This window comes from Bradyrhizobium manausense, assembly GCF_001440035.1.
GTDB lineage: Bacteria > Pseudomonadota > Alphaproteobacteria > Rhizobiales > Xanthobacteraceae > Bradyrhizobium > Bradyrhizobium manausense.
Map to the genome: position 1 here is coordinate 140,430 of NZ_LJYG01000102.1, position 23,980 is coordinate 164,409.

The following is a 23,980-nucleotide window of genomic DNA, read 5'->3' on the forward strand; positions in this document are numbered from 1 at the left end:
CCGCCGCAGGCATCTCCTGCCCCGGCAGAGCCCGCCGCGCCGGATGCGCCGCATGCGAGCTTCGACGATGCCTGGCCGAAGCCCGACCGTGCGCGGCCTCCGGAGCCACCGGTGGCGCGTCGTCCACCGCCGCCGCCCCCGCCGCCCCGCCCGTCATCGACCTTCGAGCCGGCTGCGCCTCAACCCACCGCAGCTTCGCCTGCGTCCGAGCCGCCAGCCGAACAGCCGCAGGTGACGGTGCTGAAATCCGGCATCGTCGACGGCATGGCCTATTCGCTCTATTCCGACGGCTCGATCGAGGCGCAGATGCCCGAGGGCATGATGCGCTTTGCCTCGATCGACGAGCTGCGCGCCCATCTCGACCAGCGCGGTGGCTGAAAGTATCTCCCATTCAAGTAAAGCCTCGCCGCTATTGTCGCCAGATCAGTAATCGGCTCATATTCGCCAGTCGTCGTATTTCGGCCAAACGTATTGTTGACAGAGAATACTTCATCGCCGCCAATGCAGCGCGACGGAGCCGGATTGGAGAGAGGTCGCGCCATGTCGGATGCCGCGGGCAAGAATTTCATCGAGCTGACGGCGAACATCGTCTCGGCCTATCTCAGCAATAACCCGACGCCGGCCGGCGAGATTCCGAACCTGATCAGCCAGGTGCACGGTGCGTTGACGCGGGTGTCGTCAGGCCGTGTCGAGGCGCCGCTCGAACCGGCAAAGCCCGCGGTGTCGCTGAAAAAGTCGATCGCGCCGGACTATCTGGTGTGTCTGGAAGACGGCAAGCGCTTCAAGTCGCTGAAGCGCCATCTGCGCACCCAGTACAGCATGACGCCGGAGCAATATCGCGAGAAATGGGGCCTGCCGGCCGACTATCCCATGGTCGCGCCGAACTACGCGGTGGCCCGTTCGCAACTGGCAAAGAAGATGGGCCTGGGACAGCAGCAGCGGAAGAAGGGGAAGTAGGGCAGCGCCCAAGATCTCGCAGGGTGGGCAAAGGCGCACTTGCGCCGTGCCCACGAATTCTCTCCGTCACACGCAAATGGTGGGCACGCTCCGCTTTGCCCACCCTATACGGCAGCTCACAATGAGGCGCTAAGACGCCTCCGCCAACGCCTCTCTCGCATCGGTCTTAATCCGCTCCACCATCGAGCGCAGGCCGTTGGAGCGCTGCGGCGTCAGATGATCGCGGAAGCCGAACTCATTGAACACGGAAATCGCATCGGTCTCGAGAATCTGCTGCGGCGTGCGGCCGGAATAAAGCGCGAGCACGATCGCGACCAGCCCGCGCACGATATGCGCGTCGCTGTCGCCGCGATACCGCAGGATCGGTGCACCACCGTCGCGTTCGACCAGCTTCTGGAGCCAGACCTGGCTGACGCAGCCTTGCACCTTGTTCTCGGCCGAATGTTCCGCCTCGGGCATCGGTTCCAGGGTGCGGCCGAGCTCGATCACGTACCGGTAACGGTCGTCCCAATCGTCCAGAAGCTCGAAATTCTCGCGGATATCGTCGATCGAAGTCATTGATGGCCTGTGGTTCCCGTTCAGGCCAATATAGGCACGCGAAGCGTCGAAATCGATAGGATTCGGAGCCTAATTCGCCGTCGCCTCGGGGCCGCGCCATTCCAACGCAAGATCGTCCTGGGTCAGCGTGTCGCGAGGCGCCTCGCTCGCCATGGCATCGCCTTCGCCGGCCACCGCAATGGAGCCGGTATGGTCGGGCGCCTTCTTGTCGGTCTTCTCATTCTTGTCGTTGGTGATCTGCTCCTTCTTGTCGTTGATGATCTGGTAGATCTTCTTCGCGCCGTCCTGCGCCCGCTGGCCGATGATGGTTGCGGCCTGTCCGCCGACCTCGCAGGCCGCCGGCTGGCGCTTGCAGAACTGGCTCATGTCGGAGACGGCCGCGGTCGCAGCCTGCACCGCGTCGGCAGCGCCGATATTCGGCCGCTTGTCCGATTCGGGCGTCTTGTCCCGCGGCAGGAGCACCAGCACCAGCCCGAGCCAGAATGTGATGCGAAGCAGAAAGCGCATCTTATCGACCTGTAGTTAGATCTGGCACGCGGCGATCTCCGCGCGGCGCCAGTGACCTAGCAACTCTCGATAAATCGCAAGTGATTGCCTTGAGCTTAATTCGCAGAAAATTTACGCAAAAAACTTCGCAGGGCGAGTTCGCGTCAATTTTCGATTGATCGGCCCGTCCGTGGTGATCCGGACCTGCACATCCACCAATTCGAAACCATGAAGGGCAAGGCGAAACCCTGTGTTCACCATCACCGATGATGACATCGCCAAATCGCCTAAAAATCTCAACGAAGATACGGCGTCCGGCCGCGCGCCGATCCGCCTTAGCACTCGTTTAAGGTCGCTCTGACACGGTGGCTCAACGACAAGGAGGCGTTCCGGCGCGTCTTTTGACGAGTGAGCCGAAGCGCGAGACCCGTGACAGTTTTGAGTATCATCCGCGATTGTCTCGATGCACTGCTGCATCCCTCCGCGCGCTACGATGCGCTGACGCGTGCGCGGCATCGGGCCTTCATGGCGCCGCGGCTTCTCGGAAGCCTGGCCGCTTTTGCCGCATTTCCCGTTTATCTTGTCCTGCGCGGCGCGCCGAGCGCGATCGAGGTCGCGGCTCTCGCCTGGCTGATCGCGCCGATTCTGCTGTCCTGGTTCCTGTCGCGCACCGGGCGCTATGAGGGCGCCCATGTGCTGTCGTCGCTGGCGCTTGCCGGACTGATCATGGCCATCGCGGTCACGACCGGCGGTATCGAATCCTTCGCGGCGATCTGGCTGGTCGTGGTTCCCCTGGAGGCCGCCCTGTCGGCCTCGCGCCGTGTCGCGGCCTTCGCCTCGCTGCTCGCATTGTCCTGCGCGGCCGTCCTGATCCTGCTCAGCTTGCTCGGCTGGCTGCCTTCTGGCGAGCTCGGCGGAACCCAGCGCGGCGTGATGATGGCGCTCGGCGTTGCCTCGGCGACGCTTTATGCCGCGGGCCTTGCTTTCGGCGCCGAGTCGCTTGCGCGCACCAGCGTCACGCTGCTCTCGCGCGAGGAGGAGCGCTATCGCCTGCTCGCGCGCAACATGAGCGATGTGATCTCGCGGCATCAGCGCAACGGCGCGGTGCAGTTCATCTCGCCGGCGGCGGAAGCCATGCTCGGCATGCCGGTCGCGCAACTGCTCGGCCACGGCCTGTTCGATCGCGTCCATGTCGCCGATCGTCCGGCCTATCTCACCGCGCTGTCGGACGCCGCGCGTGGCGAGGTCCGCAGCGTCGAATTCCGGCTGCGTCGCGATCCCACCGGTTCCGAGCGCGGCCAGATCGACTTCATCTGGGTCGAGATGCGCTGCCGTCCGCTCGACCAGGATCAGCGCCAGAATTCTTACAGCGACGTCACCGCCGAGCTCGAAGTCGTCGCGGTGATGCGCGACGTCACCGACCGCAAGCTGTCGGAGCAGGCGCTCGATCAGGCTCGCAACGCGGCGGAAGCCGCCGACGCCGCCAAGACGCGCTTCCTCGCCACCATGAGCCATGAGCTGCGCACGCCGCTCAACGCCATCATCGGCTTCTCCGAGATGATCGCGCAGGAGCAGACCCTGATGCTGGCCGCCAGCCAGCGCAAGGAATATGCCGAGCTGATCAACGCTTCCGGCCAGCATCTGCTGTCGGTGGTGAACGGCATCCTCGACATGTCGAAGATGGAATCGGGCAATTTCGAGATCGCCTCCGAGCCGTTCGCGCCGCGCGCCGCGCTGATGCATTGCTGCAATCTGCTCGCGCTCAAGGCGCGCGAGCGCGGCATCGACCTCATAACCGACGCGCCGCAGGATCTGCCCGTGATGACCGGCGATCCCCGCGCTTTCAAGCAGATCGTGCTCAATCTCGTCGCCAACGCCGTCAAGTTCACCGAGCGCAGCGGCCAGGTCACGGTATCAGCATCGGCATCGGCTTCGCAGCTGACCCTGCGCGTCAGCGACACCGGCGTCGGCATCGCGCCCGACGATCTCAAGCGCATCGGCGCGCCGTTCTTCCAGTGCGGCAAGACCTATGAGCGCCGCCATGAAGGCACTGGCCTTGGGCTTTCGATCGTGAAGAGCCTGGTGGCGTTGCATCTCGGCGAATTGACGGTACAAAGCAAGCTCGGCGAGGGCACCGCCGTCACGGTCAAGCTGCCGCTCGTCTATACGCCGCCGCAAGCCAAGCCGGTGGCGAGCAAGATCGCGACGTTCACGCCGGTGCTGCGTCATGACGTTCAGGACCAACCTGCTCTGGTGAAGAAAAGTGCCTAAAAAGTCTGCCAACGACGAAGCCGCTCCGCGCCGCCGTGGCGCCAAGGCCAAGGCTGCGGTCATCGATGTCGAGACCGAGCGCAACCTCGTCTTGCGCGTGCTCTTGCATAGTCCCAAGGACACGCTGGCCGGCCTCGTCGCCGCCGCCGCCATCAGCGCTATCGTTGCCAACGCGCTGTTCCTGCAGACCGGCCGGCATCCGGCGCCGATGTTCGGCACCGTGATCAATCTTCCTGCGCCGTCGCCGGCGTCGCTCTCGAGCCCCATGCCGCGGCCGCGCCCCGTCGGCGCCGATACCTCGCCGCTCGAGCCGAAGGCGACCGAGTTTCGAGTCGAGCCCAAACCGGCCGAGAAGCCGCCGGAGAAACCCACTGAAACGACCGCCTCGACGCCGCGCTCCGGCGATCCCATGACCAATCTGGTGATCAAGGCCACGGCACCGACGCCGGCCCCGTCCTCGGTTGCCGTCGCGCGGCCGCCGGCGCCGATCCCGCAGCAGAGCCCGGCGGCGCGTCGCCTCGCCGGCGTGCAGCGCGCGCTGTCCGAATACGGCTATGGCAATTTGAAGATCACCGGCACGATGAGCGGCGAGACCCAGTCGGCGATCCAGACCTTCGAGCGCCAGCACAAATTGCCCGTCACCGGCCAGGTGTCGGACCGCCTGCTGCGCGAGCTCGCCGCCGCGATCGGCCATCCCGTCGAATAATCGTCATCGCTTCGCGAAGTTTGAAGGCTGGTGCCGCGCGCGGCACTCGCCTATCGTGCGTCCATGCGTTTGAAATCGAATATCTGGGTCTCAGCTTACTTGCGCCGGTGCCAGACCGAGGGCGTGTTCGGCGCGGTGCGCCATCGCGGCGCCGAGGAGGCGGGCGCGGTGTTCGTCAAGGTGTCGCTGCTGGACGGCAACGCGATGCTTTACGTGCCGGCGCCGCAGACCTCTTATGACGACGGCCGCCCGGTCGATCGCTTCTTCGTGCCGATTGCGCCACAGCCCGTGCCTGAGTCTGCCGTCGAAGAACGCCTGACCAAGGAGCTCCGCTTCGATCCGGATGCCTGGATCGTCGAGACCGAGGACCGCGCCGGGCGGCACTTTCTGGAATTGGCGAAGACCTGATCCATCCTCACCGTCATTGCGAGGCACCGGGGCCGCGCTTCGCGCGGACCCGGTGGCTCGCAATGACGACGTGGAAAGTTTAGCGCTCTGATCCGCTAGAGCCCGTGCGCACCGCCGGGCTCGATCCCGGCTGCACGCTCGGCCGCGACGGGCTGGACGCTCCGCGTGCGCGCTGCCGGTCGCTGTCATGCAGCGACGGCTGATATTTCGTGCGCGTGACGGCGAGCGTCGAGCCGCGCCAGGCGGCGAGCATCACCAGCGCCGAGCGGTCGCTGATGCGGTCATAGAGCCGCGACAGCCGATAGACCTCGTTCACGGAGGTGCCGATCGCGGGCTTGAAGAACAGCAGGATGCGCTGGAAGTTCGGGCTCGGCATGTCGAGAGCGCGCGCGGCAACCGCGAGCGCCTCGCCGCCGGCGTCCTCGACGATCTCCGTTGCGACGCGCGAGGGCAGGATCAGCGTGTCGCCGAGCTCGTAGGTGAAGCTGTCGACATCGCCCGCGATCGCCGCCATCTCCAGGACCTGGATCGCGCGCTTGGCATGCACGGTCGGAATCCGCGGCGCGGCCTTCAGCGGCGTCTGCGCCAGGTTTTGCAGCATCAGCGCGCGCTGGCTCGCATCGGCGCTGAAGAACGTGTCGTGGATCTCGGCCGCTTCCTTCGGCTGCATCGCCATGTTGGCGGCCATGTGCGCTTCCGCGTCCGTCGGCGCGCGGGCGGGCGAGGGGATAAGCGTAGCTTCCGGGATTGTGCGCGCGAGCGGCACGCGGCGGCCTTCCTGCGCCGCGACCAGGCCGAGCTTTTGCAGCACGGGCACGGGCGTGTGCGGATAGATCGCAAGCTTCGCCTTGACGGCCGCGCGCGTCGGGTCGTCGACCTGATCGATCAGCCGCGTCGCAAGCTCGATGAATTGGCGCTGCTCGTCATCGGTGTGGGTGCTGGCCTGGACATAGAGATCGGTCAACACGCGCAGCAGGGTGGGGCGAACATCGACGCCCTCGCGGCGGGAGAGTGTCATCAGCCCGTCGAATCCGGGAAACAGCGACTTGGTCATGGAGGCGTACGCAACTTCGGAAGAACTGTCGTCTCAGCCTATCAAGGGTTCCTTTAAAGGTTGCTTAAGGAAAACGAAATGTGAAGCAAACCCGCTCAATTCGAGCGATTTCGTCTCTCTTCGGGACGGCGAGCCAATGGTCCGTGCGGTTACGGTCCAACAGCCATGTTTACACCCCGTTAACCATAAACTGATCCTAATGACCCCCATGTGCTGGGGCGCGCGTTCGATCGCGCGGCAGTTGAGAGAGCTGACATGGGGACCATCATCGAATTTCCGGCCGGTCGCCGGGTGGGCTCGTCGGGGGACGTCACACCGCGCGCGGATATGGGAACGATTCTGATCCTTCCCGTCATCCGCATCGAGCGCGACAGCGACGAAACCAGCGGCGACCGTGGACCGGAGCAGGGCACCGCGCCGGGGCGCCGCCGTCGTCGCCGCTGAATTGCGGCTTTTGCAATGCCGCACTCCATCCATCAGCTCCGCACCATTCGATCGGCCATTCTGTTCGCAGCCCTGGGCACCGCGCTCGCTGGCTGCAGCGGCGGTGATTTCGGCCGCACCCGCGCCGACATGCGCAGCGACGATATGCACGGCTGGCTTGGCCTTGAGGCCACCGGGAGCCTCGGACTGAAGTCCTCCCAATTCCAGTTGACCGACGAGGAGCGCCAGCTTCGCGACCTCGCTTATCCCATGATCGAGCCGCCGCTGTCCCGGCCGGCCTGGAAGAGCGTGTTCGGCGATTACAAGGCCCTGCCGGCACCGTGGCGCCAGAAGGTCGTGTTCGACCGCACCATGTACGGCCGTACGCTGATCGACGAGCCGCATCGCTCGCACGCCTCGCGCTATGCGCAACTGATCGAGGACGTGCGCAACGACATCACCCGCTTCGAGCCGTTCTTTGCCTGCGCGATCCGCGTCATCGATCTCGACAGGAAGCGGGACGCCAGCATGGCGCGGGTCTCCGCGCTGTCGCCACAGGAAAAGGCGGACGCCGTCGCGCGCATGCAGGAGAACTCGCTGATCGTCCAGTGGGTGCAGCAAAGCCTCGAGCAGCGCGTCTCGTCCTATCGCTGGGCGCTGGAGCGGCTGGTAATCCAGGCGCCCGACGGCATGGCCGCCGACGCCGACCGCCTGATCGGCGAACTCGCCGCGCAAACCGCCAATCCGCCTGTCATCTCGCAGCCGCCTTACGGCCGCGCGGTGGTCTCGAAGGGCTGAGCGCGGACCGCTCCCGTCGTCCGGGCACGAGCAGCCCGACAACCCGCGATCAACCTGCGCCGCCCCCTCCGGCACGTCCGCCCGAGGAACCGGTGCCCACGGCTGCCGCCACCCCTCTTGAGCTTCCGCCACCCTACCGATTGGTGATTGTCCTGCCGCGCAATAGGGGTAGGATCAGCTCGTTTCTTCAAGTGATTTCACTCAAAGGTCGTTCGCGATGAGCCTCCACGCCGCGAGTCCGGTCAAGAGCCGTCTGGAAGTTCCCCTGCCGCGAAAACTGCTAGTCCTCGCCGTTCTCCTGGGATCGACCGGGACGGCTGCCGCGCTGACCAAGGAGGCGGCACTCGAGAATTGCAGGATGACCGTCGGCAAGCCGATCGTGCAGGCCTGCATGCATGCGGGCGGCGGTGCCGATCGGGAATCATGCCGCGCCAAGGCCTCGCCGCAGGTCAAAGCCTGCGTGATGGCGGCGCTCAATGCCGCCAACGGCCGCGCCAATGTCGCCGTCGAGGTACCGAAGGAAGAGGCGCCCAAGCTGGCGCCGGGGACCGCACTGCCCAAGGATTTCATCGCGCCGCCGCGCACCATCTCCGACATCACCGCGATCCTCGACAGCGAAAAGCCGAACGAGAAGCTGATCGCGGAGCTGAAGGCGGACGCGGATTCGACGCCCACGGGCAAGGAGTCCCGCGAGGATCTCGCCCAGTTCTATTTCGATCGCGCCAATGCGCGCGCCCAGCTCGGACGGCTTGCCGAAGCTATCACCGACGCCAACAAGGCCATCGAGGTCGGACGCGGCGCCATCAGCGCAAACATGATGGGTCGGCTGACGCAGCTGGCCGCCCTGCAATATTCGAACGCCGGCGATCCGAAGCGCGCACTCGAGATCATGCAGAGGCAGTTGCGCGAGGTCGCCACCGCGCCGGGCGCAAAGGGGTATCTGTTCAACGCCAATCGCTCGATCGCAGGCATTCTCATTCAAATGGGCGACATCCCGCAGGCCGAAGCCTATCTGCGCCGCAGCCTGGCCGGGATCCAGGAGGCTCGCACCAGCGGCCTGCCCGGATGGCGCGCCTCCTATGCGAAGATGGGGCAGAATTGGGAGGCTGAAATCGATGGCACCCGCGCCATGATCTTCGAGGCGCGCGGGCAGTTCAAGGAAGCCGAAGCCTCCTATCGTCTGGCCGAGCAGCGCAAGCGCGCCGGCATGAAGGCCGTGATGGAGTCGGACAACCCTCCCGCTGAAACCGTCGTCCTGCAGACCATCGACTATCTGGTTCTGAGCCAGGCGCGCATGAAGGCGCGGCAGGGCAGGCTCGCCGAAGCCGAGGTCGACGCGCGCCGGGCGCTGTTGTCGCGCCTGAAGGACACCGGCAAGTACAATCCGGTGATGCCGCGTTATGTGATGGGATTGGCCGGCATCCTGGTCGATGAGGGCCGTTACGAGGAAGCGGAGCAGCTCGGCCGCGTCGCGCTGGAGATCAACAAGACGGTCGGCGTGCCGGAAGACTCGCAATCGACCGTGCAGCTGCTGTCGCAGCTCGCCGGCATTCTCAACCTGCGGCGCAACAATGCCGAAGCCAGCGACATGTTTGCGCGGATCGACAAGGCGGTCGCCAATTGGGATCCGCAGCGCCGCCAGGTCATCGAGCTCAATCCGGCGCGCATTCTCGCGCTCTACAATTCCGGCCAGCTCGACGCCGGCATCGCCGCCGCCGAGCAACTGGTCAAGAAGCAGGTCGGGCGGGTCGGCGAGAACCATTTCGATGCGGCGTCGGCGCGCGGCACCCTGGCGATCGGCCTGATGCGCGCACGGCGCGATGCCGACGCCATCAGGGAGTTCAAGGCCGCCATTCCGATCATGATGGCGAATGCGAACGAGAACGCCGACGACGAGAACACCACCGTGGTGGCCGCGCGCAGCCAGCGGCTGCAGGCCATCGTCGAGAGCTACCTGCTGCTGCTCGCGCGGGCCGAGGGCACCAGCGGCGCCGTGGGCGAGGAGACGTTCAGTCTTGCCGATGCCATCCGTGGCCGCTCGGTGCAGCAGGCGCTCGCGGCCTCAAGCGCGCGTGCCGCCGCCAAGGATCCCGCGCTGGCCGAGCTCGTGCGCAAGGAGCAGGACCTGACAAAGCAGGTCAACGCCCAGCTCGGCACGCTCAACAACGTCCTCGCCATTCCCTCGGCGGAGCGCGACGAGAAGGGGGCGCAGCAGATCCAGGCGTCGATCACGGCCTTGCGCGGTGAACGCGACAAGGCGCGCCAGGAGATCAAGCAGAAATTCCCTGTGTATGCCGATCTGGTTTCGCCGAAGCCGCCGAGCGTTGCCGAGATCCGCGCGATCTTGTCGGACAATGAAGCGATGTTGTCGTTCTATTTCGGCCAGAACGGCAGCTTCGTCTGGGCCGTGCCGAAATCGGGCCCGGTGGCCTTTGCCGCCGTCAATGCCAGGAGCGGCGACATCGAGACCAAGATCCGCAAGCTGCGCGAGGCGCTGGAGCCGCAGGCGGCGATGATCTCGGACATTCCGCCATTCGACCTGAAGCTCGGTTATGAGCTCTACGAGCTGTTGCTGAGGCCGGTCGAGAGCGGATGGAAGCCCGCCAAGAACCTGATCGTAGTGACCAACGGCGCGCTCGGCCTGTTGCCGCTGTCGCTACTCCCGACTGCACCCGCAGAGGTGGCTGTGGAGGAGGATCCGCTGTTCGTCGGCTATCGCAACGTGCCCTGGCTGGCGCGGACCCATGCCGTCTCGACGGTTCCGTCGGCCGCGGCGCTGCGCACGCTGCGGCAGCTGCCGCCCGGCAAGCCCGGCCGCAGCGATCTCGTGGCATTCGGCGATCCCTATTTCAACAAGGAGCAGCAGGCCGAGGCAGAAAGCGCCGACGGCAAGGTGCAGGTCGCCGATGTCGGCGGCAACGTCACGCGCGGCATGCCGCTGAAGCGTCGCAGCAGCCCGAAGCTCGAAGGCGTCGACAGCGCCGAGCTCGGGCTATTGCCTCGTCTCCCTGATACGGCCGACGAGCTCAAATCGATTGCGCTGGCCTTGCAGGCGGATCCCTCCAAAGTGCTGTTCCTCGGCAAGAATGCGACCGAGAGCGCCGTGAAGACGATGAATCTCTCCGGGTTCAGGATTCTGGCGTTCGCCACCCACGGTCTCGTGCCGGGCGAGCTCAACGGCCTGACGCAGCCCGCTCTTGCCTTGTCGTCGCCGGCGGTGACGGGCGAGGGCGGAGATGGCCTCCTCACCATGGAGGAGATCCTCGGCCTGAAGCTCGACGCCGACTGGGTCATCCTGTCCGCCTGCAACACCGGCGCCGGCGCAGGGGCCGGCGCCGAGGCCGCCTCCGGCCTTGGCCGCGCGTTCTTCTATGCGGGAACGCGCGCACTGCTGGTGACCAACTGGTCGGTGCATTCGCAATCGGCCCGCCAGCTCGTGACCGATCTGTTCAAGCGGCAGGCCGACGATGCAAAACTGTCGCGGAGCGAAGCGCTGCGGCAGGCGATGATGGCTCTGGTCGATGGTCCCGGTTACCTGAACGGCGAGGGCAAAACCGAGTTCGCCTACGCGCACCCGCTGTTCTGGGCGCCGTATACGATCATCGGTGATGGCGGCGTGCGATGATTGACACCGGAAGGTTGGGAAGAACAATGACGCGGAATTTCTTGCTGGGGCTGGTTGCGGCAGGTCTCTTGTTTTCGGGAACCTCGCGGGCGACGCAATTGATCACCGAAGAGGAGGCCAAGCTGCCGCCACCGAAGGGCGCGGTCGCGGCCGACCGGCGCGGCATCCTGCGCGGCCCCAAGGTGGAGTTCGTCTCGCCCGGAGAGTCCGTCGCCTCTCCCTTGAAGCTGCACCTGAAATTCGAGTCGTTCGGCGGCGCCAAGATCGATCCGGAATCGGTCAAGGTGATCTTCCTCCGCACGCCGAACGTCGATCTGACGCCCCGCATCAAGCCGTTCGTCCAGGCCGACGGCATCAACATTCAGGACGCGGAATTGCCGCCCGGCGATTACACCATGCGGGTCGACATCAAGGACAGTGACGGGCGGCCCGGCACGGCCATCTTCACCCTCAAGGTCGCACCCAAGTGATGTGTCCGTACTGCCAGGCCGAGAATGCCGATCGCGCGCTGGTCTGTGCGTCCTGTTCGCGCGACATCGCCGTGCCCGCGACACTGATTGCCGAGCGCGACGATCTCCTGCGCAAGCGCGACCAGCTGCGCGATGAGCTGGCGCGCGCCAGAGACGAGATCGAGACCATCATGCGGCGCAGGACGTCGCGCTGACGATGGAGTGTCCATTCTGCGCCGAGACGATCAAGGACGAGGCCATCGCGTGCAAGCACTGCTCGCGTGATCTGCGCGTGGTGCGGCCGACGCTGCTGGAGATCGACGACATCGTTGCCGAGCTGGACAGGTTGAGGCGCGATCTCGATCGCGTCAATGTCCGGCTCGAGCGCTACAAGAATCCGTTGCGCTATTACGGGACGCATGCCGTTCTCTACGTCGTCATTCCGTCCGTCCTGCTCACGCTCGCGCATGTTCTAATCACCATCACGTTCAATCTGTCGCCAATTCCGCTCCGCATCGCCTCGATCGTCATCCCGCTGCTGTTCGGGTTCGCAGCCTATCCCCTGCATCGGGTCTCGACATGGGGGGCGTTCGTGCTGGCGCTGCTGCTCGCCAGCGTCAGCATCCAGGCGATGCTGACGGTGACCGGATTTCACGACGATGTTCCGATCCTGCCGACGGTGTGGGTCGAGTGGCGCGAAGTGTTCGAATACGGCGCGAGCATCCTGCTCGCCTTCGTGTCCGGAAACATATTGGGGGTCGTGATCTTTCAGGTCTTGCCGCGCGTCCTGGGCCAGGGCGGCAAGCCCAATGCATTCGCCTTCAGGATGGCGCGCCTGCTCGGGCAGCATGTCGGCGAGGAACAGCTCCGCCGCCGCGCCCGCCTGATTCAGGACCTGATGCAGACCATCGGCCCGCTAGCCGGCGTCGCCGCGACCGCGGTGGGCTCGATCTATGCCGGCCTGAAGGGCTTGCTCGGATAGTTATTGCTGGTTGCTGCGCGGCCGCGCTGCAGCTTCGTCACCGAGGAGACAGGTCTCGGCGATGAGACCAGCCATAGGCACGGCAGTCCGGATTGATCATCGCTGTCCCAGAAATGCATTGAGCGGTATTTGCGCTTCGTACTGGCGCGCCTTTTCCAGGAGAACATCTCGCAATTGTCCATCCGGCAGAAGCTGCGCCTGCGCGCGGGCTTCGCGCGCAGCCTCGGCGAGCCTTTCGCTCAACGTCTTCTCCTGCCGTATTCTTCGTCGGACCTGGCTCATTTGTTCCGTAACGCAGGGCAGGCCCTTGCGTTCCCCGGTCACAGGATCTGCAGCGCCGGAACGCCAGCTTCGCCCACGCGTTAACTCCGGCTACATCAAGGAAGAGATGAACGAGCACAGCAAGGATCCGAGCAGCCAGCGCAAGGCCCAGGAGGGCCGTGATCTTCGCAACGAAGGTCGGATGGAAGACGGCAAGCCGCCAAAAACCACCAAGCCGGGCACCGGCCACTGATCCCTCTTGTTTTGAAACCGCCCTTGACCCGTGTCAGGGGCGGTTTTGTATGAGCGCAAAGCAGCGCACGGCGATCTCGCGGAGGGCACGAGATCGGTCCCGTCGCTGCTCTGACCGTCTCATCGTGACGTCGCGATAGAATCCAACCCGTCAGTTGTCCACACCCACGATACGCAGTGGCGGTCTCTGGATCCGACCTACCAGCCATCGATAATTTGCCAACGCGCGGTCACGTTGCTTTGATCGCGGCATGAGCACCAAATCACGTGAGGTCATCTGGAGCGGCCGCATCATGGGGGCGGAGATTTCCGCCAAGCATGCGCGGGAGCAAGCGAAGAAGGCGGTACGCGAGGCCGATCGTGCCGAGGCCGAAGCCTGGTCGGTGCGCATGGAAGGTTACGGCGGTCCCGCGCAGCCCTCGCCGACCATCGGGCAGTGCCTCAACGGCGGCCTCTCCTGGCTCGAGGTCGAGTGCGTCAGGTGCAAGTCGCGCGCGAGCCTGCCGCTCGATGCGATCCGCCGTCCCCGCGATACGCCGATCTGGAAGCTGGAGGCCTCGCTGAAGTGCCGCTCATGTCGCAAGGGCCGGTCCGCGCCGCCCGTCCACATGATCAAGCTGACGGAAACGCGGAGCATCACGCCGTACAAATGGGTGCATCCGACCGAGGAGCGGTAGGATGACGCAGGTCATCCATCCCCGAATGCGGGCCTTATCTGTATAGCAGGGATGCGAGGCACATGATGAGCATCGCAGTGCTGAGTGCAATCGTCACGAGGGCCCGCTCTGCCTTGCTGGATAAATCGTCTTCTGGCATTGCGCGCCCCACTGCGATGGCGCTGGGTCAACCTAACAAATATCAAGTTGTTCCTCCGCGGTCTAATTTAAATGATCGCCCGGCCCCAACGAAGCTCTGAACCCGGATGCCGCACCATGGCGGTGCGTCAACGCTCATGCAGCCCCCGAGGAGACCTCAATTTGACCCGAGCGATTGGCTACGATCGACCGGTGATGCGATAGACTCGTGCGCTCCCTTCCACGCCGCGCAGTGGCGCATCGAATTCCTCGACGTCGTGTCCCGTCAGCAGCTGGCGAACACCAGGCGCCGTGTAGAGCGCTTCCGTCAGACAGATTTCACCGGCATCCGCGAACGACTGCACCCGCGCCGCTATGTTCACCGTTTGGCCGAAATAGTCGAGATTTTCATTGAGGGTCACCGCGATGGAGGGCCCGCAATGTGCGCCCATTTTGAGGACAATGGCGGGCTGGTCTCGCTCGAAGTTGAACTGGCCGATTCCTTGCAACATTTGGAGCGCCGCTGCGACTGCGTCTGCCGGCCGGGAGAACGCAGCCATGACGGCATCTCCGATGGTCTTCACGATAGCACCAGCATGCCGTTGGGCGACGGCGTCGAGCAGAGCGAAATGTTCCCTGACCAGCGCATAGGCGTTGAGATCTCCGAGATGCTCGTAAAGAGCGGTCGAGCCCTTCAGGTCGGTGAACAGGAGGGTCACCTGCCGGACGCCGAGGCCTTCCTCCTCGTCCACCCGCTCGGAGCGGAAGAGCTTGCGGAAAGTCTGCCGCGTCAGCAGCATGCCGCCAGACACGTAGGGGTCAAACTCGAGTGTCGGCTTCTCTGGCATAGCTACGATCTCAGGTGGCCAGTTAATCAAGAGCACCGAGCCGCGCTTCGTGCCCGTATTGCTGATCTCGAAGACGGCACGTCCCGACGGCACAGCCGAAACAGCGGATGTGAAGCGTTGCCCATCGTAGGTGATGCGAATGACTGTCGGATTGCTGGGCGGGGGTGCCGAGGAGTCCACGACTGAAAGTGCAAAGCCGGCCTGCGTCTGGACGTTAACCCCTGAGAGGGCGCCGGGGTTAATCTCGGTCTGCAGGGTCGTGGTCACGCCTGGTGGCAGATATGTCATGCCGCGCACGAGAGTGCGCAGAACATCAACAAATCGAGTTTGTCCGCCGGGCAGCCGCCCGCTGTCAGCAAATTTCAGCTTCCAATGCAGGTCTTCGATCGAGAGGTTGTCAACGTCGTGCAATGCGAGGCGCCGTACTTGCGGCGAGACGCAGAAAGAAGCTTGGATAAAGTCGTCGAGGTCCGTCTCACCGTCGATATCGCACAGCCCGCAGACGAAATGACTCCGGAGTGCTCGCAGCTTGCCGAAGCTTTCCAGTACCAGGCCGGAATGGGGGCACAGAATGTCCCAATGCAGGTCGACCAGTCCGGCGCGAGCGGCGTGGAGGAACAGGTCGATCGCTTCCGGCTCAGCCACACCGCGATCTCGAGCGAACGCCAAGGGGTTGGCGCGGAAGATGCTGACCTCGTCGCCGCTACGGATCAGGGTTTCAAACTTGGAAATGACCCGCGGGCTCCAGGCCCTGGCCTGCTCGATCTGGGTCATCTTGCTTTCGAGAAGCCGTTCGTCAATGGATGTCATCGACAGCTCCTGATGGTGCCGATCCAGCAAAAAATATCAATCTCGCAGCGCGGGCGATCCGGCTGGCGATCCAAGCATAACACAACGGCGATACGTTGCCGTGCACCAATCGGGTCGGACAGGGCCGTCTTCGTCGCTAGAGCATGATCCGGAAAAGTGCGAAGCGGTTTTCCCTCGCGACATCAGCGGAACGCGTTTGCGCGGAGATCATGCTCAAAACAAAGAGCTAAAGCGCGATGACGAATTCAACCCAATCTCAGCGGGCTTTGGTCCGGCGCGAGCTTCGATCTTCCAAGCACATAGTCTGGATTGAACTCCGCAATGGATTCCAGCTCTGCACGTTCCAGCAATTCCAGCGTTTGGCTTTGCCAGTCGATCAAGCGCCGACGTCGCAGTTCCTGGATTGTGCGATTGACGTGCACGGTCGAAAGGCCGCAAGCATCGGCAAAGTCAGCTTGTGTGAATGGCAAGTTCATTCTGCCACCGGTTGCCAAGCCGACCTGCTGCAGTCGCGTCGCAAGTTCGCAGAGTAAATGGGCAACGCGCGGAAGGGCAGCGCGTGCTCCGAGGTTCTCTACCCAGTTTCGATAAATTGCCGCCTGGATAACGGTCTCTCCCCAGAGGGCGTAACCGAGCGCGGGGAAGTCCTCTAAGACCTGCCTCAGCACAACGTGGCTGACGGTGGCGATCGTCGACGGGCCCGTGCTGCACAGGTCGTGATCCATGGTCGGCACATGCAAACCGTGAAGATCCGGGATGTCGCCGGGAACGTAAAAGGCCGATATTTGATTTCGGTCTGAAATGACCCGTTGCCGCGACAGGAAGCCGGTCATCAATACGGTGCAGCAGGAGGCGCGATCACCCTGATGCACGACAATGTCTCCGTCGGCCAGATTGCGCACGGCGTACGGCAAACCGACCAGCGCTTTCTGCTCGCCATTCGACAGCCTGCTGACTGCAAGCAAACGTTCAATGAGCTTTTGGTGCGGCATTGGCAGCGCTCCCCGTTGCGGATGCAGGCGGGAGCACGCTGGTCTCTCAGCCACCGACGCCTACGGCAGAGCCTCGGCCGGTGATGCCGGTAAACTAGCACAAGGCGGATTGTTTCAAAGAGGACTTTCGACGGCTGCAAGGACAGCGGGGAAGCGCTCAGCTTACTCATTTGGGTAAGAATACGCCGGACGCTCAAGTCGCTCCTGGGTCAAAGGGCCAGAAGCAGGCCAGGCTAAAGCATGATGCGGAAAAGCGCGCAGCGGTTTTCCGGAAAGATCATGCTCAAACAATAACCTAAAGCGCGATGACGATTCATCCTGATCTCATCGCGCTTTAGACGGGCCCAAAAGCTGGCATCAGCCTTCGGGACCGACAATTCCGAAAATCTCAGGGCGCGGTTCGAACCTATATTTCCAACATTCTAGAAATACCGTTGACGGCAGGTCCGGGCGGGAGCATGATGCGTGTCATGAAGATCGACGATGCAGCGGCGCGCTTGGAAGCTTTGGGTAACCGGACCCGGCTGCAGATTTATCGTGCCCTGGTTCGGGCCGGACACTCCGGCATGCCTGTCGGCCGCTTGCAGGACAGGCTGAAGATCCCGGCATCGACGCTGTCCCACCACATCAAGTCTCTGGTTGCGGTCGGGCTCGTCAGCCAGATCAGGGAATCCACCACCCTCGTTTGTCACGCGAACTTCGACGCGATGCGCGGGCTGGTGGACTTCCTGGCGGCGGAGTGCTGTGCGGACGAAATCGGATGCGGAGGCTCTCAATCGGCGGCCTGATTTTTTTGATCGGTTGTTCGATGATTCTAGAATGATGGGACTAACGAAATGAGCGAAGCGAAGACGATTGCGATCATCGGGGCCGGGCCAGTCGGCCTCGCGGCGGCCGCGCACGTGCTGGAGCGCGGCATGTCGCCGATCGTTTTGGAAGCCGGGCCGGAGGCGGGACATGCCATCCGCCAGTGGCAACACGTCCAGCTGTTTTCGCCATGGGAATACAATGTCGACAAGGCCGCAGCGCGTCTGCTCGCGCCGACGGGCTGGAATTCGCCTGACCCCCAGGCTTATCCGACCGGCGGCGAACTGCTTGAGGGATATCTCATGCCGCTCGTCACGCGGACGCCATTGCGCGAGGTGATCCGCACCTCGAGCCAGGTCTCGGCCGTCAGCCGCGTCGGCTTCGACAAGGCGAAGACGAAGGGCAGGGAGCAGGCGCCTTTCGAAATCCGCTACCAGAACGGCAAGGGGCCGGAGGTTCTGCGCGCTGATGCCGTGATCGATACCTCAGGCACATGGTTCTCTCCCAATCCGGCCGGCAGCAACGGCCTGCCGGCGATCGGCGAGGCGGAGTGCGCCAGCCGCGTTGCCATTGGCATGCCCGACGTGCGAGGTATCAATCGTTCCAGATATGCCGGCAAGAAAGTTGCAGTGCTCGGTGCCGGCCACTCCGCGGTCGGCACGCTGATCGATCTTGCTCGACTCGCCGAGGAGGTGCCGGAAACGCAGCCTGTCTGGCTGTTGCGCGGCGCTGACCCGGCAAAGGCCTTCGGCGGCGGTCGCAACGACAAGCTTGCCGCGCGCGGCGAGCTTGGCAGTGCCTTTGCTGCGCTCGTGACGTCAGGAAAGATCAGGGTCGAGACCGAGTTCGGCGTCACGCATCTCTCGGAGTCCGAGGGCCGCCTGGAGGTCTCGGCCGGCTCCGGCTGCGCTGCGCGAAGCGTGGTCGTGGACGAGCTGATCGTATCGACCGGCTTCCGTCCCGACTTTTCGTTTCTGTCCGAGCTGCGCCTGCGGCTCGATCCGGTCATCGAGGCGCCGGTCGCACTGGCGCCGCTCATCGATCCCAACGAGCACAGCTGCGGCACCGTGCGCCCGCACGGCGCGCGCGAGCTCTCCCATGATGAGCCGGGCTTCTACCTCGCCGGCATGAAGTCCTATGGCCGCGCGCCGACCTTCCTGATGATGACCGGCTATGAGCAGGTGCGCTCGATTGCGGCCGACATCGCCGGCGACAAGAAGGCCGCGGCGAGAGTCGAGCTTGTGCTGCCGGAAACCGGTGTCTGCACCCGCGGCGGCGTCGAGACGACGAGTGCCGCGGGATGCTGCGGCGGGCCGGCGAAGCAAGAGGCGTCGGCCTGCTGTGCCGCCGATGAAACGGCAAAGAAGGCCGGCGCATCCGGTTGTGGTTGCGCATGAGCCGTGCCGGTTGGGACGCCGTCGTCTTGGTCGTAAGAGGGGGAAGCTATTCATAGTCTGAGCGGTCGGTCTTTGATCGCGGTCATGTGCATCGGCCAGGTCGGCAATTTGCTGCCGCATGTCACGTTGTCCGCGAATCTGGCGCAGCATCTGATGCCGGCGTGGGGACTCTCCGCCGCCGAAGGTGGATTGATGGCGAGTGGTTATGCCTTCGGCTATATGCTCGCGGTGCCCTTGCTGACAACGTTGACCGACCGCATCGATGCGCGGCTCGTGCTGCTCTGGGGCTCGATCGCCAGCGGACTTGCGACCGTGGCCTTTGGCATCTTCGCACAAGGATTCTGGTCGGGCGCGGCGATCTGGTCCCTCGCGGGACTCGGATTTGCTGGCGCCTACATGCCCGGTTTGAAGGCGTTGACGGACCGGCTGCCAGCCGGCGACACCTCGCGGGCCGTCACGTTGTACACGTCGAGCTTTTCGGTCGGCGTCGGCCTGTCGTTCCTGGCGGCGCAGCTGATCGCCGATCGTTGGGGATGGCGGACCGCCTTTGTGGTGACCGGGCTCGGTCCCGTCGCGATGGTCGTGGCGTGCCTTTTTTTGCTGCGGGAGCAGCAACCCGCCCCGAAGGCAGGGCGATTGCTCAACTTCGTGCCCGTCTTCGCCAACCGCGAGGCGCTCGGCTACATCTTCGGCTACGGCGCGCATTGTTTCGAGCTCTACGGCATCCGCACCTGGCTGGTTGGCTTCTGGACCTTCGTCGTTGCGCGTCAAAGCGCGCCCTCGTGGTTGACGCCCGTGCTGCTGAGCTTTTGCTTTGCTGTGATCTCGATGCCGGCCAGCATCCTCGGCAACGAGGCCGCATTGAAATTCGGACGACATCGCGCCATCACGGTCGTGATGCTTGCGTCGGCCTGCGTCGCGATCATCATCGGTTTCAACGCGTCCGCGCCGGCGTGGGTGGTTGCGTTGTTGCTGATGATCTATGGCCTGACGGTCCCGGCGGATTCCGGCGCGTTGACGGCGGGCATGTCCGCTGCGGCCGTATCCGAGCATCGTGGCGCCACGCTGGCCCTGCATTCCACCGTCGGCTTCGGACTCTCTGCCCTCGGTGCCTGGGGGACAGGCGTCGCGCTCGACGCCGCAGGCGGCCCGCAGAGTGCGCGTGGCTGGCTGCTGGTTTTCATCGTTCTTGCGGCTGGAATTCTGCTCGGACCATTGGCGCTGCTGTGGGCGCGAATGGCTCGCTGGGAAAAGCAGCCATCGTGAGCGCGGGTGTTTCGTCGCCGTTTTTCGAATTGATCCCATTTCTTTGAGTCTGAGACACTAAAGCGTAATCCGGAAATGTGCGAAGCGGTTTTCCGAAAAGATCATGCTCAAAGAATAACCTAAGCGCGATGATGATTCATCCCGATCTCATCGCGCTTTAGATACCCAACCTCTCTTTGGCCATCTCGGCCTCTTTGCGGGCCGACGCGATAAGAGGCGCTCGGCGCTGGAGGATATCGCGCGTCAGCGCCGGGCCAGCGTCCTCCGGGCTACCAGCGGCGAAAGGTGGTTTTGGATCGTATTCGATCAGGAGCTGTATCCGCCTGGCCGTGTCCTCGTCAGCGAGGCGGGCTGCAAGCGTCAGCCCAAAATCGATCCCGGAGGTCACGCCGCCGGCCGTGAGACGATTGCGGTCTTCGACCACGCGCTCTGCCTTGAGCGTGGCGCCCATCAAGGGCAGCAGGTCGCGAACATACCAATGCGATGTGGCCTGATATCCTCTGAGCAAGCCCGCAGCGGCAAGAACCAAAGACCCTGTGCAAACGCTTGTCACATACCGCGCGCGTGCCCCACGCGATTCGACAAAGCCAATGACGTCCGCGTCCTTCATGCAGGCGATGGATCCGCCGAGGCCGCCGGGGACGAACAGGACATCCAGCTCCGCGGGACAGGTGTCAAACGTATCGTTTGCGGACAGAGCGATGCCGACATCCGTTGCGACCGGGTTCTTGTCCTTCCAGACCAGCCTGGTGTCGGCCTGGAGGATCGAAAAGACGGTCTGCGGCCCGACCAGGTCCTGCAGGATCATGCCTGGATAGATCAGCATGCCGATTTTGGGCTTTGGCGGCTGTGATGGCTCCGCCGCGGACACTGCTTGAACAACGGACGACAGAAGAGGTAGCGCACCAAGAGCGACGCCAAACTCACGACGGTTCATGGTTTCCTCCGAGGATTTTCTTGCGCGTGCTGGATCGCGTTGGTCATGCAACATGATAGCAACCCATCGATCGTTCCGACATGAAAAAACCCGCAGCGGATTTTTCCGTGCGGGTGTGACGATCTCTCGATCATGCCATTCTGCCAGTGTTTTGCCCGACGTGTCAAAGCGGAAAAATGAGGCGGGCAGGGCGATGCCTCGACCCTGCAAGCGTCCGCTCCGGCGCGAGGTCAAAATCGCCAATCGCTTCAATGTCCCCGCTACTGTGCATGGGGTTGTTTTCGAAGGTCTGGCTTCGAGGGCGTCTCAACCCCCCGCGCCTCAGCGCCGGCCGCGCGGCGCCTCGGCCTTGGCGGGCGCTTCGGTCTGCGGTGCGCAGGTCGCTGCTTGCAACGTCGCTTGCGCCTGCGGCATCAGGCCGGGCTCGGCGGCCAGCGCCTTCATCAGGATCAGGCCTGTCGTGCTGGGAGAGTCGATGATCAGGCGGTCGGCCGCGGTGATCTCTTCGTCCTCGGGCAATGCATCGTGCTGCGCCTGCGTCATCAAATCGAGCTCGATCACCTTCTTGCCGGCCGAGCGGTCGTTGATGGCGTAATAGGCGATCTCGTTGCGGGTGTAGAACGACACCGACGTATAGGCCTGGCTCACCGGCACGGTGAGCTTGATCGGCCCGCCCGAAAGATCATAGCGGCAGATCGCGAGCGCGAAGGCCGGGTCCATGAACGGCATCGGCGAGGTCTGCGGATCGGCCAGCGGCAGCTGGGTCACGCCGTTGAGCTTGGTCATCGGCGTCAGGCGCGAATAGGCGTCCTGCGTTGCGATCCGCGGCAGCGCCAGCACGCTGACGAGATGGACCACGAGGCCCAGCACCACGCCGGCGACAACAGTGAACGCGAGGCGGATCATGAGCAGCCCACCGTGGAGATGCTGGGCATCGGCGCATCGCGCTGGGTGCGCGTCGCAACCCCGACCGGCGTGTCGTAGAGGCGGAACATCAGCGCGTAGCGCTCGATGCCGCCGGTCGGCAGCCAGTTGCCGGCGCGCGAGCGTGCGGCGATGTGGATCTCGAACGAGCCGTCGGAGGCGCGCACGATCTCCTGGCTGGTGAAGCCGTAGCGGGCAAGCGAGTTGGCGACGAGATGGCCCTTGCGATCGTACAGCGTCAGCGTCCAGAACCGCGCCGGCGGGGTCACGCCCGACACGACGACGTCGCAGCGGCCGTCGAGCGCCTTCTTCTTGTCGTCGGTCGTTGCGGTGAAGGCGACGCCGTCGCCGGTGCCGATCGGCAGCTCGCCGTTGCGCACGATGGTGGCGCGCGAATAGGGATCGACGTCGGCGGTGCCGGTGCGCGGACGCGCGGTCCAGGCGCCGATGGTCAGCGCGCCGATCTCGGTGCCGCGCGTCGTCGTCATCCAGGTCGCACCCAAGCCGACCACGGTCGCGAGCAGCAGGGCCGTCAATGTGATCAGGAGCAGCCGCACGGGATCAGATCAGTTCTTGCGCGGGGTGGATGCGCCCGCGTTCTCCTCCGCCGCATAATTCTGCGGGAAGGCAAGCGCGCTCGTCGACGATGTCGGCTTGGCCGGCTTCGTGCTGTCGTCGGCAGCCGATTTGTTCGCGGTCTTGGCCGCGTCGTCGAGCAGCTTCTCGACGCGAACCAGGATGTCGGCGCCGCGCTTGGTCAGCACCGGCGGCGGACCGGGCTTGGTCTCGAGCACCTTCGGTCCTGCATTGGCCTGCGCGTTCGCAATCTGCTGCGGCGGCAGCTTCTGGCCCATGCCGATGCCGGGGATCTCCCTGACCTCGACGCCCTGATGCGCGGCGACCATGATGTCGTGCCAGGTCTGCGCCGGCAGCGAGCCGCCGGTCATGCGGTTGGTCGGCGAGTAGTCGTCATTGCCGTACCAGACTGCGCAGGTGAAATTGCCGGTGTAGCCGACGAACCAGGCGTCGCGATACGCATTCGTCGTGCCGGTCTTGCCGGCGGTCGGAATGCCGTCGAGCGCGGCGCGGCGCGCGGTGCCTTCGCTGACGACGTGGCTCATCATGCCGGCCATGTCGGCGGCGATATTGGCGGGAATGGCCTGCTTCGGCTTCGAACCATCGCGGTCCCAGCGCCAGACCAGATCGCCCGCGCCGGTGCGCACCTCCAGCACCGAATGCGGCGTCACCGACTTGCCGCGGTTCGGGAAGGTCGCATAGGCCACCGCGTGCTCGACCACGGTGACTTCGTCCGAGCCGATCGGCAGCGACGGCGTGTCGGGCAGGGGCGCCTTGATGCCGAAGCGGCGCGCCACCTCGACGATCTTGGCGCGGCCGATCTTGGCCGGGTTCGGCGCCTTCGGCTGCTCCTTCTGGCCGATCGCGATCGACAGCTTCACCGGCACGACGTTGATCGAGCGGGTGATCGCCTGCGTCAGCGTCACCGCGCCGGAATAGGAATGACCATAGTTCTGCGGGCACCAATTGCCGATGCAGACAGGGCCGTCGACCACGACCGAGTTCGGCGTGAAGCCGTTCAGGAGCGCGGTGGTGTACACGTAAGGCTTGAAGGACGAGCCCGGCTGGCGATAGGCGTCGGTGGCGCGGTTGAACTGGCTCGCGCCGTAATCGCGGCCGCCGACCATGGCGCGGATGCCGCCGTCGAGATCGGCGACGACGGTCGCGGCCTGCGTTGCGTGGTAGTCGCGGCCGAACTGGCGCAGCTGGTTCTCGATCGCGTCTTCCGCCGCCTTCTGCACGTTGGTGTCGATGGCGAGGCGCACGACGAAGACGCGCTCGGTGTAGGATTTCGGGAAGGTGTCGACCAGCTTGCGCATCTCGTCGAAGGCGTAGTCGAGATAATAGTTCGGCGAAGCCTCGTCGCGGCGGTCGACGGCGAAGGCGGGGTTGCGGCGGG

Annotated in this window: 25 protein-coding genes and 1 pseudogene; 16 read left to right on the forward strand and 10 right to left on the reverse strand. The window is 64.4% G+C overall.

The features are described 5' to 3' along the window. Window positions 1–378, forward strand: a pseudogene (locus tag AOQ71_RS26620) (DUF308 domain-containing protein); the annotation flags it as partial. Window positions 379–540: 162 nt separating this feature from the next. Next, window positions 541–957: a Ros/MucR family transcriptional regulator gene (locus AOQ71_RS26625; RefSeq protein ID WP_057753042.1), complete on the forward strand. Its 417-nt coding sequence runs from the start codon at window positions 541–543 to the stop codon at window positions 955–957. A gap of 129 nt (window positions 958–1,086) precedes the next feature. On the opposite strand, the gene AOQ71_RS26630 is transcribed toward AOQ71_RS26625, so the two are convergent. Together AOQ71_RS26630 and AOQ71_RS26635 are read right to left on the reverse strand one after the other, a co-directional pair. Continuing rightward, the gene (locus AOQ71_RS26630; RefSeq protein WP_057753043.1) at window positions 1,087–1,515 is read right to left on the reverse strand and encodes a SufE family protein; all 429 of its coding nucleotides are present in this window, start codon (window positions 1,513–1,515) and stop codon (window positions 1,087–1,089) included. Window positions 1,516–1,584: 69 nt separating this feature from the next. Then, a complete protein-coding gene (locus tag AOQ71_RS26635; RefSeq protein ID WP_057753044.1) occupies window positions 1,585–2,022 on the reverse strand; it encodes a DUF5330 domain-containing protein in 438 nt (145 codons plus the stop codon). 408 nt (window positions 2,023–2,430) lie between these two features. On the opposite strand from AOQ71_RS26635, the gene AOQ71_RS26640 reads away from it, so the two are divergent. The 3 genes from AOQ71_RS26640 to AOQ71_RS26650 all read left to right on the forward strand — a co-directional run bounded on the left by AOQ71_RS26640 (window position 2,431) and on the right by AOQ71_RS26650 (window position 5,386). Continuing rightward, window positions 2,431–4,272: a PAS domain-containing sensor histidine kinase gene (locus tag AOQ71_RS26640; protein WP_057753045.1), complete on the forward strand. Its 1,842-nt coding sequence runs from the start codon at window positions 2,431–2,433 to the stop codon at window positions 4,270–4,272. Next, on the forward strand, window positions 4,265–4,978 hold the full coding sequence (locus AOQ71_RS26645) for a peptidoglycan-binding domain-containing protein (protein WP_057753046.1): 714 nt from the start codon (window positions 4,265–4,267) through the stop codon (window positions 4,976–4,978). Before AOQ71_RS26640 ends, AOQ71_RS26645 begins: the two co-directional genes overlap by 8 nt. A gap of 63 nt (window positions 4,979–5,041) precedes the next feature. Next, complete coding sequence (locus AOQ71_RS26650) at window positions 5,042–5,386, forward strand: DUF1491 family protein (RefSeq protein WP_057753107.1); 345 nt, start codon at window positions 5,042–5,044, stop codon at window positions 5,384–5,386. 79 nt (window positions 5,387–5,465) lie between these two features. Here the strand turns inward: AOQ71_RS26650 and AOQ71_RS26655 are convergent, their stop codons facing one another. Continuing rightward, entirely contained in the window at window positions 5,466–6,440 is a 975-nt protein-coding gene (locus AOQ71_RS26655; protein WP_057753047.1) for a DUF2336 domain-containing protein, read from the reverse strand. A 255-nt stretch (window positions 6,441–6,695) separates the two neighbouring features. Between AOQ71_RS26655 and AOQ71_RS26660 the strand changes: the two genes are divergently transcribed. From AOQ71_RS26660 to AOQ71_RS26685, 6 genes are all read left to right on the forward strand, one after another. After that, entirely contained in the window at window positions 6,696–6,884 is a 189-nt protein-coding gene (locus AOQ71_RS26660) for a hypothetical protein (RefSeq protein ID WP_057753048.1), read from the forward strand. A 15-nt stretch (window positions 6,885–6,899) separates the two neighbouring features. Continuing rightward, window positions 6,900–7,661, forward strand: a complete 762-nt coding sequence (locus AOQ71_RS26665) for a hypothetical protein (protein WP_057753049.1) — start codon at window positions 6,900–6,902, stop codon at window positions 7,659–7,661. Between the two features lie 217 nt (window positions 7,662–7,878). Beyond that, window positions 7,879–11,286 carry a CHAT domain-containing tetratricopeptide repeat protein gene (locus AOQ71_RS26670; protein WP_057753050.1) on the forward strand — a complete coding sequence of 1,136 codons (3,408 nt, stop codon included), beginning with the start codon at window positions 7,879–7,881 and terminating at the stop codon, window positions 11,284–11,286. 26 nt (window positions 11,287–11,312) lie between these two features. Next, complete coding sequence (locus tag AOQ71_RS26675; protein ID WP_057753051.1) at window positions 11,313–11,756, forward strand: hypothetical protein; 444 nt, start codon at window positions 11,313–11,315, stop codon at window positions 11,754–11,756. Further along, a complete protein-coding gene (locus AOQ71_RS26680; RefSeq protein ID WP_057753052.1) occupies window positions 11,756–11,950 on the forward strand; it encodes a hypothetical protein in 195 nt (64 codons plus the stop codon). Before AOQ71_RS26675 ends, AOQ71_RS26680 begins: the two co-directional genes overlap by 1 nt. A 2-nt stretch (window positions 11,951–11,952) precedes the next feature. After that, window positions 11,953–12,717, forward strand: coding sequence for a hypothetical protein (locus AOQ71_RS26685; protein ID WP_057753053.1), 765 nt, complete (start codon window positions 11,953–11,955; stop codon window positions 12,715–12,717). Between the two features lie 96 nt (window positions 12,718–12,813). On the opposite strand, the gene AOQ71_RS43925 is transcribed toward AOQ71_RS26685, so the two are convergent. Then, window positions 12,814–12,960, reverse strand: a complete 147-nt coding sequence (locus AOQ71_RS43925; RefSeq protein ID WP_245317157.1) for a hypothetical protein — start codon at window positions 12,958–12,960, stop codon at window positions 12,814–12,816. A gap of 145 nt (window positions 12,961–13,105) precedes the next feature. Here AOQ71_RS43925 and AOQ71_RS49795 point away from each other — a divergent pair, with 145 nt between their 5' ends. Both AOQ71_RS49795 and AOQ71_RS26695 read left to right on the forward strand, forming a co-directional pair. Further along, entirely contained in the window at window positions 13,106–13,231 is a 126-nt protein-coding gene (locus tag AOQ71_RS49795) for a hypothetical protein (RefSeq protein ID WP_283809615.1), read from the forward strand. Between the two features lie 250 nt (window positions 13,232–13,481). Further along, window positions 13,482–13,907, forward strand: coding sequence for a hypothetical protein (locus tag AOQ71_RS26695; protein ID WP_083514509.1), 426 nt, complete (start codon window positions 13,482–13,484; stop codon window positions 13,905–13,907). 317 nt (window positions 13,908–14,224) lie between these two features. Here the strand turns inward: AOQ71_RS26695 and AOQ71_RS26700 are convergent, their stop codons facing one another. Together AOQ71_RS26700 and AOQ71_RS26705 are read right to left on the reverse strand one after the other, a co-directional pair. Then, complete coding sequence (locus tag AOQ71_RS26700; protein ID WP_057753109.1) at window positions 14,225–15,682, reverse strand: adenylate/guanylate cyclase domain-containing protein; 1,458 nt, start codon at window positions 15,680–15,682, stop codon at window positions 14,225–14,227. Window positions 15,683–15,927: 245 nt separating this feature from the next. After that, window positions 15,928–16,674 (reverse strand): Crp/Fnr family transcriptional regulator, encoded by a 747-nt coding sequence (locus AOQ71_RS26705; protein WP_057753055.1) that lies wholly within the window; start codon window positions 16,672–16,674, stop codon window positions 15,928–15,930. 470 nt (window positions 16,675–17,144) lie between these two features. Here AOQ71_RS26705 and AOQ71_RS26710 point away from each other — a divergent pair, with 470 nt between their 5' ends. From AOQ71_RS26710 to AOQ71_RS26720, 3 genes are all read left to right on the forward strand, one after another. Continuing rightward, window positions 17,145–17,462: an ArsR/SmtB family transcription factor gene (locus AOQ71_RS26710; protein WP_057753110.1), complete on the forward strand. Its 318-nt coding sequence runs from the start codon at window positions 17,145–17,147 to the stop codon at window positions 17,460–17,462. A gap of 48 nt (window positions 17,463–17,510) precedes the next feature. After that, a complete protein-coding gene (locus AOQ71_RS26715) occupies window positions 17,511–18,878 on the forward strand; it encodes an NAD(P)-binding domain-containing protein (protein ID WP_057753056.1) in 1,368 nt (455 codons plus the stop codon). A gap of 84 nt (window positions 18,879–18,962) precedes the next feature. Continuing rightward, a complete protein-coding gene (locus AOQ71_RS26720) occupies window positions 18,963–20,144 on the forward strand; it encodes an MFS transporter (RefSeq protein ID WP_057753057.1) in 1,182 nt (393 codons plus the stop codon). A gap of 157 nt (window positions 20,145–20,301) precedes the next feature. Here AOQ71_RS26720 and AOQ71_RS26725 read toward each other — a convergent pair whose 3' ends face one another. From AOQ71_RS26725 to AOQ71_RS48570, 4 genes are all read right to left on the reverse strand, one after another. Continuing rightward, complete coding sequence (locus AOQ71_RS26725; RefSeq protein ID WP_245317159.1) at window positions 20,302–21,324, reverse strand: DJ-1/PfpI family protein; 1,023 nt, start codon at window positions 21,322–21,324, stop codon at window positions 20,302–20,304. 78 nt (window positions 21,325–21,402) lie between these two features. Then, the gene (locus AOQ71_RS26730; protein ID WP_057753059.1) at window positions 21,403–21,987 is read right to left on the reverse strand and encodes a DUF1254 domain-containing protein; all 585 of its coding nucleotides are present in this window, start codon (window positions 21,985–21,987) and stop codon (window positions 21,403–21,405) included. Then, window positions 21,984–22,562, reverse strand: coding sequence for a DUF1214 domain-containing protein (locus tag AOQ71_RS26735; RefSeq protein WP_057753060.1), 579 nt, complete (start codon window positions 22,560–22,562; stop codon window positions 21,984–21,986). The genes AOQ71_RS26730 and AOQ71_RS26735 overlap by 4 nt, the downstream gene beginning before the upstream one ends. A 9-nt stretch (window positions 22,563–22,571) precedes the next feature. After that, the coding region (locus AOQ71_RS48570) for a transglycosylase domain-containing protein (protein WP_249762048.1) at window positions 22,572–23,980 on the reverse strand (1,409 nt) is incomplete at its 5' end.

Excerpts from the sequence above, each read along its gene's own strand:
- AOQ71_RS26715 (WP_057753056.1), top strand. The coding sequence starts at position 17,511 with ATGAGCGAAGCGAAGACGATTGCGATCATCGGGGCCGGGCCAGTCGGC.
- AOQ71_RS26705 (WP_057753055.1), bottom strand. The coding sequence starts at position 16,674 with ATGCCGCACCAAAAGCTCATTGAACGTTTGCTTGCAGTCAGCAGGCTG.
- AOQ71_RS26650 (WP_057753107.1), top strand. The coding sequence starts at position 5,042 with ATGCGTTTGAAATCGAATATCTGGGTCTCAGCTTACTTGCGCCGGTGC.
- AOQ71_RS26730 (WP_057753059.1), bottom strand. The coding sequence starts at position 21,987 with ATGATCCGCCTCGCGTTCACTGTTGTCGCCGGCGTGGTGCTGGGCCTC.
- AOQ71_RS26655 (WP_057753047.1), bottom strand. The coding sequence starts at position 6,440 with ATGACCAAGTCGCTGTTTCCCGGATTCGACGGGCTGATGACACTCTCC.
- AOQ71_RS26710 (WP_057753110.1), top strand. The coding sequence starts at position 17,145 with ATGAAGATCGACGATGCAGCGGCGCGCTTGGAAGCTTTGGGTAACCGG.
- AOQ71_RS26675 (WP_057753051.1), top strand. The coding sequence starts at position 11,313 with ATGACGCGGAATTTCTTGCTGGGGCTGGTTGCGGCAGGTCTCTTGTTT.
- AOQ71_RS26685 (WP_057753053.1), top strand. The coding sequence starts at position 11,953 with ATGGAGTGTCCATTCTGCGCCGAGACGATCAAGGACGAGGCCATCGCG.
- AOQ71_RS26720 (WP_057753057.1), top strand. The coding sequence starts at position 18,963 with ATGTGCATCGGCCAGGTCGGCAATTTGCTGCCGCATGTCACGTTGTCC.
- AOQ71_RS26700 (WP_057753109.1), bottom strand. The coding sequence starts at position 15,682 with ATGACATCCATTGACGAACGGCTTCTCGAAAGCAAGATGACCCAGATC.
- AOQ71_RS26625 (WP_057753042.1), top strand. The coding sequence starts at position 541 with ATGTCGGATGCCGCGGGCAAGAATTTCATCGAGCTGACGGCGAACATC.
- AOQ71_RS26635 (WP_057753044.1), bottom strand. The coding sequence starts at position 2,022 with ATGCGCTTTCTGCTTCGCATCACATTCTGGCTCGGGCTGGTGCTGGTG.
- AOQ71_RS26630 (WP_057753043.1), bottom strand. The coding sequence starts at position 1,515 with ATGACTTCGATCGACGATATCCGCGAGAATTTCGAGCTTCTGGACGAT.
- AOQ71_RS26670 (WP_057753050.1), top strand. The coding sequence starts at position 7,879 with ATGAGCCTCCACGCCGCGAGTCCGGTCAAGAGCCGTCTGGAAGTTCCC.
- AOQ71_RS49795 (WP_283809615.1), top strand. The coding sequence starts at position 13,106 with ATGAACGAGCACAGCAAGGATCCGAGCAGCCAGCGCAAGGCCCAGGAG.
- AOQ71_RS26660 (WP_057753048.1), top strand. The coding sequence starts at position 6,696 with ATGGGGACCATCATCGAATTTCCGGCCGGTCGCCGGGTGGGCTCGTCG.
- AOQ71_RS26665 (WP_057753049.1), top strand. The coding sequence starts at position 6,900 with ATGCCGCACTCCATCCATCAGCTCCGCACCATTCGATCGGCCATTCTG.
- AOQ71_RS26680 (WP_057753052.1), top strand. The coding sequence starts at position 11,756 with ATGTGTCCGTACTGCCAGGCCGAGAATGCCGATCGCGCGCTGGTCTGT.
- AOQ71_RS26695 (WP_083514509.1), top strand. The coding sequence starts at position 13,482 with ATGAGCACCAAATCACGTGAGGTCATCTGGAGCGGCCGCATCATGGGG.